General features: G+C 69.7%; 11 protein-coding genes. 4 read left to right on the top strand and 7 right to left on the bottom strand.

Features of this window, described 5'->3' with window-relative positions; translation table 11 throughout:
• Positions 1-9: 9 nt before the first annotated feature.
• On the bottom strand, positions 10-1,329 hold the full coding sequence (locus AB0M56_RS12225; RefSeq protein ID WP_364174225.1) for an FAD-dependent oxidoreductase: 1,320 nt from the start codon (positions 1,327-1,329) through the stop codon (positions 10-12).
• A gap of 210 nt (positions 1,330-1,539) precedes the next feature.
• Here AB0M56_RS12225 and AB0M56_RS12220 point away from each other — a divergent pair, with 210 nt between their 5' ends.
• The 4 genes from AB0M56_RS12220 to AB0M56_RS12205 all read left to right on the top strand — a co-directional run bounded on the left by AB0M56_RS12220 (position 1,540) and on the right by AB0M56_RS12205 (position 4,453).
• Positions 1,540-2,184, top strand: coding sequence for an aminodeoxychorismate/anthranilate synthase component II (locus AB0M56_RS12220; RefSeq protein WP_354865709.1), 645 nt, complete (start codon positions 1,540-1,542; stop codon positions 2,182-2,184).
• A gap of 8 nt (positions 2,185-2,192) precedes the next feature.
• Complete coding sequence (locus AB0M56_RS12215; protein ID WP_364174223.1) at positions 2,193-2,990, top strand: ABC transporter ATP-binding protein; 798 nt, start codon at positions 2,193-2,195, stop codon at positions 2,988-2,990.
• Positions 2,978-3,622: a hypothetical protein gene (locus AB0M56_RS12210; protein ID WP_364174119.1), complete on the top strand. Its 645-nt coding sequence runs from the start codon at positions 2,978-2,980 to the stop codon at positions 3,620-3,622. The genes AB0M56_RS12215 and AB0M56_RS12210 overlap by 13 nt, the downstream gene beginning before the upstream one ends.
• 480 nt (positions 3,623-4,102) lie before the next feature.
• A complete protein-coding gene (locus AB0M56_RS12205) occupies positions 4,103-4,453 on the top strand; it encodes a hypothetical protein (RefSeq protein WP_364174116.1) in 351 nt (116 codons plus the stop codon).
• Positions 4,454-4,522: 69 nt separating this feature from the next.
• On the opposite strand, the gene pknB is transcribed toward AB0M56_RS12205, so the two are convergent.
• From pknB to AB0M56_RS12175, 6 genes are read right to left on the bottom strand one after another with little or no spacing between them, the layout of a single operon-like run.
• Positions 4,523-6,517 (bottom strand): Stk1 family PASTA domain-containing Ser/Thr kinase, encoded by a 1,995-nt coding sequence (gene pknB / locus AB0M56_RS12200; RefSeq protein ID WP_364174114.1) that lies wholly within the window; start codon positions 6,515-6,517, stop codon positions 4,523-4,525.
• Positions 6,514-7,824: a serine/threonine-protein kinase gene (locus AB0M56_RS12195; protein ID WP_364174111.1), complete on the bottom strand. Its 1,311-nt coding sequence runs from the start codon at positions 7,822-7,824 to the stop codon at positions 6,514-6,516. Before AB0M56_RS12195 ends, pknB begins: the two co-directional genes overlap by 4 nt.
• A 3-nt stretch (positions 7,825-7,827) precedes the next feature.
• Positions 7,828-9,291 carry a penicillin-binding transpeptidase domain-containing protein gene (locus AB0M56_RS12190; RefSeq protein ID WP_364174108.1) on the bottom strand — a complete coding sequence of 488 codons (1,464 nt, stop codon included), beginning with the start codon at positions 9,289-9,291 and terminating at the stop codon, positions 7,828-7,830.
• On the bottom strand, positions 9,288-10,781 hold the full coding sequence (locus AB0M56_RS12185) for an FtsW/RodA/SpoVE family cell cycle protein (RefSeq protein WP_364174106.1): 1,494 nt from the start codon (positions 10,779-10,781) through the stop codon (positions 9,288-9,290). Before AB0M56_RS12185 ends, AB0M56_RS12190 begins: the two co-directional genes overlap by 4 nt.
• On the bottom strand, positions 10,781-12,184 hold the full coding sequence (locus tag AB0M56_RS12180; RefSeq protein ID WP_364174103.1) for a PP2C family serine/threonine-protein phosphatase: 1,404 nt from the start codon (positions 12,182-12,184) through the stop codon (positions 10,781-10,783). Before AB0M56_RS12180 ends, AB0M56_RS12185 begins: the two co-directional genes overlap by 1 nt.
• The gene (locus AB0M56_RS12175) at positions 12,181-12,642 is read right to left on the bottom strand and encodes an FHA domain-containing protein (protein ID WP_037718919.1); all 462 of its coding nucleotides are present in this window, start codon (positions 12,640-12,642) and stop codon (positions 12,181-12,183) included. Before AB0M56_RS12175 ends, AB0M56_RS12180 begins: the two co-directional genes overlap by 4 nt.
• Positions 12,643-12,662 lie beyond the last annotated feature (20 nt).

Below are 12,662 nucleotides of genomic sequence, written 5' to 3'. Positions count from 1 at the left end.
CTTGAAACGCTAGTCCCTCGAGACACGGATCATCTCGTCGCGCTCGACGACCTTGATACGCTCCCGGCCGTGCGGCTCGCCCAGCGACTTCTCGTGCGCGTCGAGCTTGCCCCAGCCTTCCCAGGTGGTGAACGGAATCCCGCGCCCGGCGAGGACGTCGAGGATCGCGTCGGGGGAGTCGTGCTTCGGCGACGTGAGAGTGTCGGCGTCGGCCAGCAGGCTCGCGACGGTCTCCGCCGCGTCGCCCTTCGTGTGGCCGATGAGGCCGATCGGCCCGCGTTTGATCCAGCCGGTGACGTAGACGCCGGGCAGCTGGTTCTCGTCGAGGTCCAGCACTCGCCCGGCCTGGTTCGGCACGACGCCCGCGACGTGGTCGAACGGGATCTCCGGCAGGTGCGACGAGAGGTAACCGACCGCGCGGTACACGGCCTGAACGTCCCAGTCGTGGAACTCGCCCGTGCCGCGCACGCCACCCTCACCGTCGTACTCGGTCCGCTCGGTGCGCAGGCCGGTCACACGGCCGTCTTCGCCGAGCACCTCGGCCGGCGAGTGGAAGAAGTGCAGGTGCAGCCGCTTGGGGCGCGTGCCCTCGTCGCGGATCGCCCACTCCTGCAACGTTTTCACGACCATGTCGATCTGCTTCGACGCCCTCAGCGCCGTGATGCTGGCCTCGTCGAACTCCATGTCCTCGGGGTGCACGATCACCTCGACGTTCGGCGAGTGGTCGAGCTCGCGCAGCTCCAGCGGCGTGAACTTCGCCTGCGCCGGGCCGCGGCGCCCGAACACGTGCACGTCGGTGACGGGGCTGGCCTTCAGGCCTTCGTAGACGTTGGCCGGGATGTCGGTGGTGAGCAGTTCGTCGGCCGTCTTCGCGAGGATGCGGGCGACGTCGAGCGCCACGTTGCCGACGCCGAGCACTGCGACGGACTTCGCGGCCAGTGGCCAGGTCCGGGGCACGTCGGGGTGACCGTCGTACCAGCTCACGAAGTCGGCGGCGCCGTGACTGCCGTCGAGGTCGGCGCCCGGGATGTCCAGCCGCCGGTCGGCCATCGCGCCGGTGGAGAAGATCACGGCGTCGTAGAACTCGCGCAGCTCGTCGAGCTTCAGATCGGTGCCGTAGTCGACGTTGCCGAGCAGGCGGATGTTCGGGCGGTCGAGCACCTTGTGCAGGGCGGTGACGATGCCCTTGATCCGCGGGTGGTCGGGCGCGACGCCATAGCGGATCAACCCGAACGGCGCGGGCATGCGCTCGAACAGGTCGACCTGCACCTCGGCGTCGGACTTGTCCAGGATGTCGGCGGCGTAGATACCGGCGGGGCCGGCGCCCACGACCGCTACGCGAAGGGATCGGCTCACGGCACCCACGGTAAGTTAGGGCTACCTAACTTTCACTGTGATCTGGCGTACGGTCCAGCAACTGAGACGCACGGTGCCGGTCGTTTACTGATCCGACCACAGTCACGGCCGATGGCTTGCGTAGTGACGGTTACGTCTCGCTCGGGGGCGGCCTACTTTTGGCCGGATCAGTAAAGTGGCCGCATGCGCGTACTCGTCGTCGACAACTACGACAGCTTCGTCTACAACCTGGTGCAGTACCTGGCGCAGCTCGGCGCCGAGTGCACGGTGTGGCGCAACGACGTGGTCGACCTCGAGCGGGTGCCCGAGTTCGACGCCGTGCTCGTGTCGCCCGGCCCGGGCACGCCCGAGCGCGCCGGCCAGAGCATCGAGGTCATCGCGAAGTGTGCCGAGACGCGCACGCCGATGCTGGGCGTCTGCCTCGGCCACCAGGCCCTCGGTGTCCACTTCGGCGCGACGGTGGACCGCGCGCCCGAGCTGTTGCACGGCAAGACGAGCCAGGTCCGCCACGAGGGCAAGGGCGTGCTCGCCGGCCTGCCCGACGGGTTCACCGCCACCCGCTACCACTCGCTGACCGTGCTGCCCGAGACGATCCGCGACGAGATCTTCGAGGTCACCGGCCGCACCGAATCAGGTGTGGTCATGGGCATGCGTCACCGCGAGCTGCCGCTGGAGGGCGTGCAGTTCCACCCCGAGTCCGTGCTCACCGAAGGCGGGCATCGGATGCTGGCCACGTGGCTGGCCTCGACCGGCCACCCGGTCGACCCGAAAAAGGTCGACGAGCTGGAACGCGCCACGAAGGCGCTGCAGAAGGCCGCCGCTGCGTGACCACCCCGCTGATCCGGCTCACCGGAGTCGGTAAGCGGTACGGCGGCGGCGAGCTGGTGCTCGACGGCGTCGACCTGACCGTGCCCGCCGCGTGTGTGGTCGGGATCCTCGGCGCGAACGGTTCCGGGAAGTCCACGCTGCTGCGGATCCTGGCGGGCGTTTCGCGCGCGAGTCTCGGCACGGTCGAGGGCACGCCGTCGATCGGCTACCTGCCCGACCGGTTCCCCGGCGGGCAGCGGCTGAGCGCGAAGTCGTACCTGCGGCACATGGCGCGCATGCGCGGACTTGCCGACTTGTCGACGATCGACCCGCTGTTGGAGCGGCTCGCGCTGGTCGGCGGGCCCGATGCGCAGCTGCGCACGCTCTCGAAAGGCAACGCGCAGAAGGTCGGCCTCGCGCAGGCCGTGCTGCCGCGGCCCGACCTGCTGATCCTCGATGAACCGTGGTCGGGCCTCGACGTCGGTACCCACGCGGTGCTCGGCGAGCTGGTGGCCGAGACGCGGGCGCGCGGCGCGAGCGTGGTGTTCACCGACCACCGGCCGGCCGTCGTGCGCGAGAACGCCGACGCCGTCTACCGCGTCGAAGGCGGCCGGCTCAGGACCGTCGACGGGATGACCGAACCCGCCACGCGGATCGTGCTCGCGGGCACCGGCACCGACTGGACCGCCGAACCCGGTGTGCGCCACGCGATCGCCGAGGGCCCGCACGTGGTGCTGACCGTCGACGCGACGAGCGCCGACGCGGTGCTGTTGCGGGCGCTCTCAGGCGGCTGGTCCGTGCGGGAGGTGGCGCCGTGCTCGCCGTGAGCCGCTACTACCTCGCGCTCCTGGGCCTTTCGCAGCGCTACCTGCCGGCGTTGCTGGCCTACCTCGCGCTGTCGGTGATCCTCTACTCCGACCCGCACTCGCCGGTGCTGCCGCTCTACGGCGTGAGCAGCGGCGCGCTGGTCGTCCTCGGCTGCTGGCTCACGATCGCGGTGCTCGACATCGAGGATCCGGTGCAGCGGCTCGTCACGCTCAGCCACGCGCGCAGCCGCCTGCGCACCATCGGCGGCGCGGTGCTGGCGGTGTTCGGCTGCCTGGTGGTGCTGACCGTGATCACGATCGTGTGGTCGGCGATCAGGACGTGGCAGCTGAACTGGGACGCGTTCGGCGTCGGCCTGCTGAGCCTGCCGGCGAGCGGGCTGCTCGGGATCGCGATCGGCCTGCCGTGCTCGCGCCTGCTCGTCGGGCGCATCGGCTGGACGGTGCTCGCGGCCGTGCTCGTGCTCGGCCTGGTCCTGCTGGGCAAGTGGGTGCCGCTGGTCCACCCGCTGATCACGGCGCTCACCAACGACGCGCCCTACGGCGGCCCGCTCGTCCTCGCCTTGGTCACGTCGGTGGTCGCGCTGGGCGTGAGCGCCGGCGTCGTCGGGTGGCTGGCGGGTCGGCGGGCCTGAGCTCGGAGCGATTGAGTGCACTTCGACACAAATCTGCAAATTGCACATAGCAATTTCTTGTTCGGATCTTCCCGAGATCACCCTGAGCACGCTAATGTCTTGCCTTCACCCACGCGGGTGGCACCGGCCAGCAGCACACACTGCTGCGGAGAGAGCCCGCGGCGTCGGGAAACGCTCCGGCGCCGCGGGTGGGTCTACCGGTCCACCGGCATTCGTCGGCTGCACGACGCGCCCGTGCCGACGGCGGATGCCGGTGCCCGGTCGACACGATCGCACGCGTTGCCAATCCGGTTAAAAGTAGGCGGGTGCGCGACTGAGCGTTACCGCGCGCCGTAAGAGTTCCCGCCGTGACTGTGGTCGGAGGGGCAACAATCGGCAGAGCAGTTGCAAATTGCAGTCAGCAATGCAGGTAGGCGGTCTTCCTCCGCGGCAGCGCGTCGGTTACCCTCGCGCCGTCTGTTCACCCGTGAGGGGAGAGTCGTGACGGCTGGGATCGCCGCGATCACCGTGGCCGGCTCGGGTGACGAGCTGCACCAGCTCGCCTCCTGGCTGCGTTCCGAGGACGAGCTCCGCGACCGCGTCCGGCTGGCCGAGAGATCCGTGTCGGACGACGCGGCGGGTGACGCCGTGGTCGTGATGGTGAGCAGCCGCTCCGTCGGCACGCTGTGCCGCTCGCTGTTCGGCTGGCTGCGCAAGGGCCGCGGCGACGAACGCGTGCTGCTCAAGCTGAAGCGCTCCGGGGCCGTCGAAGAACTCGACGTCGACTGCGGTTCGGGCAGCGACGTCGACGCGGTGCTCGCGAGCGTCCGCGGCTTTCTCGACCAGGACTGAGGAACTTCCGGAGAAAGCACAGGGCCCGCACGGAAAACCGTGCGGGCCCTGTCGCGTTTCAGCCGGTGATCAAGGATTTCCGGGCGGATGGATGCCGATACCACCGCCGCCGGGGCTGCCCGACGTCGACGGCGTACCACCGTCATCCTGCTCCAGGATCGTCAGCGTGACGTTCTGCGTCGGCGAGATCGTCTGGCCGGCGTCCGGGTTGGTCCGGAGGACCGTGCCCGGCTGGCCGGCGCCGAAGTGCACTGACTGGACGGTGATCTTGCCCGACCAGCCCATCTGCTGCAGCGTCGTCGTCGCCTGGTCCTCGGTCTGTCCCGTCAGGTCCGGCATCGTGAAGCTCTGCGGGCCCCTGGAAACCGACAGCGTGATCGTCGACCCCGGCGCGACCGAGCCGCCGTTCGGCTGCTGGGTCACGACCTGGTTCTTCGGCTCATTCGAGTCCACGTCGTTGCGCTTCACTTGGAAGCCGAGGCCCTCGAGCTTCTGCTTCGCGGCGGTGAAGTCGGTGCCGGTCGTGTCCGGCACCTGCTTGAGCTGCAGATCGCCGCCGACGGTGATGTTCACCTTCGTGCCCTGGGGCGCCGTCGAGTTCGGGGTCGGGTCCTGCGAGATGATCTTGCCGACGTCGTCCGGGTTGTCGACCGTCTTGTTCGAGACGTTGCCCAGCTGCAGGTGAGCCTGACCCAGAAGCGGGCCGGCCTGGTCCTGGGTCTTGCCGGTCAGGTCCGGCACGGTGGTCTGGTTGGGCCTGGCACCCACGTACAGCTGGATCTGCGTGGTCGTGGCCACGTTCTGGCCGACGTCCGGGTCGATCGAGATGACCTTGTCGACCTGGTCGTCACTGCAGGTGAGGCCCTTGGGGTTGGTGCTGGGGTCCGACGCGCCGCACACCACGTTCTTGTTTGGCGCGAACGACGAGAAGCCCGCCGTCTGCAGCTCCGTCTTCGCGAGAGACGCCTGGTGGCCCACCAGGTTCGGGATCGTCGCGGTGGTGGCCTCGGAGCGGAACGAGCCGTTGAGCCACATGATCAGCAGGATCACGCCGGCCACGATCAGCGCGGCGACGACCGCCAAGATCGTGCGGTTGCGGCGCTTGGCCTTCGGGTCCTCGTCCGGCTCCTCGGCGTACTCCTCGTAGCGCTGGGGCTGCCGGCGGTCCTGGTTCATCACCTGGGTTCGCTCGTCCTCCGACATCACCATCGGAGCGGACGGGCGCTGGCCCGAGAGCGTGCGCACGAGGTCCGAGCGCATCTCGGCGGCCGACTGGTACCGGTTGGCCGGGCCCTTCGCCAGCGCCTTGAGCACCACGGCGTCGAGCTCCGGCGTCACCGCCGGGTTCACCGACGACGGCGGGTTCGGGTCCTCCCGCACGTGCTGGTACGCCACGGCCACCGGCGAGTCACCCGTGAACGGGGGCTCGCCGGTGATGAGCTCGTAGAGCACGCAGCCGGCCGCGTACACGTCGGAACGCGCGTCGACGGCTTCACCGCGCGCCTGCTCCGGCGAGAGGTACTGCGCGGTGCCGATCACGGCGGCCGTCTGCGTCATCGCCGACTGGCCGTCGTGCATCGCGCGGGCGATGCCGAAGTCCATCACCTTGACGGCGCCGTTCTTCGTGATCATCACGTTGGCGGGTTTCACGTCGCGGTGCACGATGCCGTGGCGGTGGGAGAAGTCCAGCGCCGCGCAGACGTCGGCCATGACCTCCATGGCCCGCTTCTGCGACATCGGGCCCTCGGTCTTGACGATGTCGCGAAGCGTCCGGCCCTCGACGTACTCCATGACGATGTACGGCAGGTTCCCGAAATCGGTGTTGGCCTCACCGGTGTCGTAGACCGCCACGATCGCGGGGTGGTTGAGGGCGGCCGCGTTCTGCGCCTCGCGGCGGAAGCGTTCCTGGAACTGGGGGTCGCGGGCGAGGTCAGCACGCAGGACCTTGATCGCGACTTCCCGGCCGAGACGCACGTCGAGTCCGTGATGGACCTCGGACATGCCTCCGTAGCCGAGCGTCTCGCCCAGCTCGTACCGATTGGAGAGCAGTCTGGGTGTGCTCATCTCTGTGTGCCGTTCCATTCCGTCCAAGGTGTGGTCATGATGCCTTGCAGGCCCTGCTTCTCGCTCGCACCCGGTTCGGTGGGTCCGCCTGCGGTCGGTCCTGTGGGTCGGCCGGTTGGCTCGACCGGCGCCGGTCTGCCTGTGTCCACGCTTCTCGGTGTCTGTCCGTTGCCGGGGCCCACCACTTTGGCTATGACGAACGCCGCTGCCACGATCACGGCGACCACGATCACCGCGAGCAGCACCCACCAGCCCCACTGGCTCTTCCGCCGCGGCACGGGCGGATGCACGGGGTGCACCGAACCCGGCGACAGCGGCGGGAACCCGGGGTTGGAACCAGGACCGATGGGCACGTGGGGGAGCTCGCCGGCCTGCGGCATCCCGGGGGGCGGCGACGGCGGGACCTGGCCCGCCGCGTAGGCGGCGTTGACCAGGCCGAGCGGCGTCGGCAGGGGGTGCCCGGCGCGGACGGCCGCGACCGCGGCGGCGAACTCGCCGCCACTCGCGTAGCGCTGCCGGGGGTCCTTGACCAGCGTGGCCTCGATGACCGCGCGCGCACCCGGGGGCACGTCGGGCGGCAGCGGCGGTGGCAGGTCGCGGATGTGCATCATGGCGACGCTCACCGCGTTCTCCGAGAGGAACGGCCGGTGGCCCGAGAGGCATTCGTAGCCGCACACGGCGAGCGAGTACACGTCGCTGGCCGGCTCGGCGTCGTGGCCCAGCGCCTGCTCGGGAGCGATGTAGTGGGCCGTGCCCATGACCATGCCGGACCGCGTCACCGGGGCGGCGTGCGCGGCCTTGGCCACGCCGAAGTCGGTGATCTTCACCTGGCCGGCCGGCGTCACGAGGATGTTGCCCGGCTTCACGTCGCGGTGCACCAGGCCCTGCTCGTGCGCGGCCTGCAGCGCGGTGCCCGCCTGCTCCAGTAGGTCGAGGGTGTAGTCGGCCGAGAGGCGCCCGTGCTTGGCGAGGATGCCCGCGAGCGGGTCGCCCTCCACGAACTCCATGACCAGATACGCGATGGGCAGCGCGTCTTCCTCTTTACCGCCCTCGGTTCCGGCGAACGTCTCGCCGTAATCGTGCACCGCCGCGATCCCGGCGTGGTTGAGCGACGCCGTCATCCGCGCCTCGGTCCGGAACCGGTGCAGGAACTCGGCATCGCCGGAGAGCTCGGCCTTCAGCACCTTCACCGCGACGACCCGGTCGAGCCGGGTGTCGCTCGCCTGCCAGACCTCGCCCATCCCGCCGACGGCGATTCGGGTCGTCAGCTTGTAGCGCTCGGCCAGCAGCTGACCCGAGGACAGCATCGGCTATCCACCCCCGAGACGCGCGGCGATGGCGGCGCGGCCGATCTCGGCGGCGACGGAGCCACCGGTCGCGGCGAGCCCGCGGTTGCCACCGTTCTCGACGATGACCGACACGGCGATCTGCGGGTTGTCCGAGGGCGCGAACGCGGTGTACCACGCGTGCGGCGGGGTGTTCTTCGAGTCGGTGCCGTGCTCCGCGGTGCCGGTCTTCGAAGCGATCTTCAGCGCGGGATTCTTGCCCTTGCCCGCGGTGAAGCCCTCCGACGCGATCATCATCTGCGTGAGGATCTGGTCGTTCGCCGGCGAGAGCGCCGGCGTGCCGGTGAGCTGCTCCGGGTCGGTGTCCTCGATCGTCGAGAGGTCCGGCGCCAGGATCGACTGCACGAGCTCCGGCTTCATGGCCATGCCGCCGTTGGCGACGGTCGCGGCGAGCAGGCAGTCCTGCAGCGGCGTGAGCCGCACGTCGCGCTGGCCGATCCCGCTCTGGTAAAGCGCGCCCTGCGAGTCGAGCGCGCCGACGGTGGACGGCGCCACCTTCATCGGCACGGTGAGGTCGGTCTGGCCGATGCCGAAGTTGGCGGCCGTCGCCTTCATCTTGTCGGCGCCGAGCTGGCCCGCGAACGTCGCGAACGGCACGTTGCACGAGTGCGCCAGCGCGTCCTTGAACGTGTTGCCGGGACAGGTCTCACCGGCGTAGTTCTCGAGCGTGGTGTTGGTGCCCGGCAGCTTCACGTTCGGCGCGGTGTTGATCACGGTGTCGGGGCCGATGCCGGCCTCGAGCGCGGCCGACGCGGTGACCAGCTTGAACGTGGAACCCGGTGGATAGGTCTCCGAGATCGCCCGGTTCAGCATCGGGTTCTTCGGGTCCTTGGAGTAATTGGCCCAGGCGGTGTTCTGGTCCTTGCCGTGCGACGCCAGCGTGTTCGGGTCGTACGACGGCGTGGACACCATCGCGAGGATGCGGCCCGTCTTCGGCTCCATCGCCACCACGGCGCCGGTGTAGCCGTGCTGGGTCATCAGGTCGTACGCGGCCTTCTGCACCTTCGGGTCGATCGTGAGCTTCACGTTGCCGCCGCGCGGGTCGCGCCCGGTGACCATGTCCGAGAGGCGGCGCACGAACAGCCGCGGGTCGGAGCCGTTGAGCACGTCGTCCTCGGCGCGCTCGAGGCCGCCGGCGCCGTAGTTGATCGAGTAGAACCCGGTGACGGGCGCGTACATCGGGCCGTCGGTGTAGGTGCGCGTGAACTTGAACTTGTCGCTGGAGGCCTTCACGCCGGCCAGCACCACGCCGTCGGGCGTGACGATCTGCCCGCGCTGGCGCGAGTACTCGTCGTAGAGCACGCGCTGGTTGCGCGAGTCCGTGCGGTAGTCGTCGGCCTTCACGACCTGGATGTAGGTGTCGTTCGCGAGCAGCAGGACGATCATCACGAGCATCGCCATGCCGACCTTGCGCAGGGGAGTGTTCACGCGGTCCTCCCGTCACCGTTGGGGCTGCCGCCGGCCGGCGGGCGCTGCACCAGCACGGTGTGCGCCTCGGCGATCGGGGCCTGGGGCTGCTGCGGTTTCGCGCGCTTCGCCGGCTTGCGCGCGGCGTCGGAGATGCGCAGCAGCAGGGCGACGAGGATGTAGTTCGCGAGCAGCGACGAACCACCCTGGGACAGGAACGGCGCCGTGATACCGGTTTCCGGGATCAGCGCCGTGACGCCGCCGACGACCACGAAGATCTGCATCACCATCGTGAAAGCGAGCCCACCGCCGAGCAGCTTGCCGAACGTGTCGCGCACGGCCAGCGCGCTGCGCATGCCACGCATCGCGATCAGCAGGTACAGCATCAGCACGGCGGCCAGGCCGATGAAGCCCAGCTCCTCGCCGATCGACGCGGTGATGAAGTCGGTGCTCGCCGCGGGCACGATGTCCGGCCGGCCCGCGCCGAGGCCGGTGCCGCCGACCCCGCCCGTGCCGAGGCCGAACAGGCCCTGCGCGAGCTGGTAGGAGCCACCGAGTTCGTCGTAGCGCGGGCCGAGCGGGTTGAGCCAGTTCTCCACGCGCTGCTGCACGTGCGTGAAGAGGTTGTAGGCGATGATGCAGCCGCCGATGAAGAACGTGAGCCCGACGACGACCCAGATCACGCGCTCGGTCGCGACGTAGAGCATCACCAGGATGATGCTGAAGTACAGCAGCGACGTGCCGAGGTCCTTCTCGAACACCAGGATGCCGATGCTCGCCGCGGCCGCGATGAGGATCGGGCCCAGGTCGCGAGCGCGCGGCAGCTCCACGCCGAGGACCTTCTTGCCCGCCACCATGAACAAGTCGCGTTTGGACACCAGGAACGACGCGAAGAAGATCATCAGCAGGATCTTCGCGAACTCACCGGGCTGGATCGAGAAGAACGGCAGCTTGAGCCAGACCTTCGCGCCGTTGACCTCGGACAGGCTCGACGGCAGCACCGCGGGCAGCGCCAGCGCGGCGATGCCGATCAGACCGAACGTGTAGCCGTAGCGCGTGAGGGTGCGGTGGTCGTTGACCACGACCAGCACGACCACGAACAGCGCCAGCGAGATGACCGTGAACAGCACCTGCTTGGTCACTTCGGGGCTGTACTCGCTGCCCCTCTGCGCGGCTTGCTCGGCTTCGGCCAGGTCGAGCCGGTGGATCATCACCAGCCCGATGCCGTTCAGCAGCGCGACGCACGGCAGCAGCACCGGGTCGGCGTACGGCGCCCAGCGGCGCACGGCGAGGTGCGCTGCCGTCAGGACACCGAGGTAGGCGAGGCCGAGCCACAGGATCGAGAGCGTGAGCTCCTGCTCCTGGTTGGCCTCCACGAGCACGAGCGCGAGGGTGACGATGAACGCGGCGAACGCCAGCAGCAACAGCTCGGTGCCCCGGCGCTTGGGCAGCTCCCGGGGCGGATTGGTCGCGAACTGGGCCGACAACGGGTCGGCCAGGGGCTGACCCATCAGTTACCGCCTCCTGTCGGCGCCGTACTCGACGCCGAGCAGTCCCTCCCCGCAGGCTGATTCGCCGACGAAGACGCGCCGCTCGAAGGCGGCGGAACAGCGCTGCTCGACGACGCCGGCGGACCGCCGGGAGCCGTCGGCACGCCGGAAGTGGTCCCGGGGGTGGCCGGCGGGCAGTCGGACAGCTGCTTGCGCAGGCGCAGGAAGTCGTCGATGTACGTGCGGGCGTCGTCGAGGCTCTCGCGCTTCACACCGTTCTGCACGGCGATGCGCGCGTCCTCCTGCAGGGCCGGCACGCGCAGCTTGTCGGTGCACAGCGTCCCCGGCGGGCACGAGCCCTGCTCGAAGGAGTGCAACTGGATGCCGAGGATGCTGCCCGGCACCCCGCGGTAGATCACGACCTCCTGGTCGGGACCCTCGCCCACGTAGTACTGGCTGAGCACGAAGTAGCGGGTCGCGATCGCGGCCGCGGCCAGCACGATCAGCACCACGACGGCGCCGACGAGCCAGCGGAACCGCTTGCGGCGCTTGGCCTTCGGGTCCTCCTCGAACGCCTGCGGCTCGGGCCGCGGCTGAGGGGGCGGCTGCGTGAGCGCCCGGGCCCGCGCGGCCGGCGAGTCGCCCTGGTGCTGCTCGTCGCTGCCGTCGCCGGCGGCGCCGCCCACGATCGGGGCGTCGTCACCGAAGTCGACGTCGACCACGTCGGCAATGATCACGGTGACGTTGTCCGTGCCGCCGCCCTTGAGGGCGAGCTCGATCATCCGGTCCGCGCAGTCCTGCGGGTCCGGGATGCGGATGGCCTCGGACATCGTCTCGTCGGAGACCATGCCGGACAGGCCGTCGGAACAGATGAGGTACCGGTCACCGGGACGCGCTTCGCGCACGGTGAGGCTCGGCTCGACCTCGTGCCCGGTGAGCGCCTTGAGCAGCAGCGAACGCTGCGGGTGCACCGCGGCCTCCTCGGCCGTGATGCGGCCCTGCTCGAGCAGCTCGTTGACGAAGCTGTCGTCGCGGGTGATCTGCGCGAACTGGCCGCCGCGCAACAGGTACGCGCGGGAGTCGCCGACGTGCACGAGCCCCAGGCGGTTGCCCGCGAAGAGCACGGCGGTGAGCGTGGTGCCCATGCCGTCGAGATCGGGATCCTGGGAGACGAGCTCGGCGATGGCCGCGTTGCCGTTGGTCACGGCCTCGCGGAGCTGACCGAGCAGGTCGTCGCCCGGCTCGTCGTCGTCGAGCGGGGCGAGTGAGGCGATGACGACCTTGCTGGCCACCTCACCGGCCGCGTGGCCGCCCATACCGTCGGCGAGCGCGAGGAGGCGAGGGCCGGCGTACACAGAGTCCTGGTTGTTCGAACGAACCAGGCCCCGGTCGCTGCGGGCCGCGTAGCGGAGGACGAGAGTCATGGGCGAAGCTCGATCACCGTCTTGCCGATCCGGATGGGGACTCCGAGCGGGACCCGGAGGGGTGCAGTGACCTTAGCCCGGTCGAGGTAGGTCCCGTTCGTCGAGCCCAGATCTTCCACGTACCAGTCCTCCCCGCGCAGGGCGATACGGGCGTGGCGGGTCGACGCGTAGTCGTCGTCGAGCACCAGCGTCGAGTCGTCGGCGCGGCCGATCAGGATCGGCCGGCCGTCGAGCGCGATGCGGGTACCCGCCAGCGCCCCATGGGTCACCAGGAGCTGCTGCGGGGCCTTGCTGCCCCGCGGCTTCTTCTCCTTGTTCCGCCGGAACGAGGGCACCTGCACCCGCAGGCCGGACGCGGCGTAGAGATCAGAACGGACGACCCGCAGGGCGGCGAACACGAAGAGCCAGAGCAGCACGAGAAAGCCCACTCTGGTGAGTTGAACGACCAGCTCTGGCACTTGTTGTGTCCGCTCCCGAC

It is taken from the genome of Amycolatopsis sp. NPDC051372 (assembly GCF_040682095.1).
Classification (GTDB): domain Bacteria; phylum Actinomycetota; class Actinomycetes; order Mycobacteriales; family Pseudonocardiaceae; genus Amycolatopsis.
Note: the sequence above shows the minus strand (reverse complement) of the source record. Positions and strands in the feature narration are given on the sequence as shown.

Bases quoted from the DNA above. Each gene is read 5' to 3' on its own strand.
- pknB (WP_364174114.1), bottom strand. From the start codon at position 6,517: ATGAGCACACCCAGACTGCTCTCCAATCGGTACGAGCTGGGCGAGACG.
- AB0M56_RS12180 (WP_364174103.1), bottom strand. From the start codon at position 12,184: ATGACTCTCGTCCTCCGCTACGCGGCCCGCAGCGACCGGGGCCTGGTT.
- AB0M56_RS12185 (WP_364174106.1), bottom strand. From the start codon at position 10,781: ATGGGTCAGCCCCTGGCCGACCCGTTGTCGGCCCAGTTCGCGACCAAT.
- AB0M56_RS12195 (WP_364174111.1), bottom strand. From the start codon at position 7,824: ATGCTGTCCTCGGGTCAGCTGCTGGCCGAGCGCTACAAGCTGACGACC.
- AB0M56_RS12220 (WP_354865709.1), top strand. From the start codon at position 1,540: ATGCGCGTACTCGTCGTCGACAACTACGACAGCTTCGTCTACAACCTG.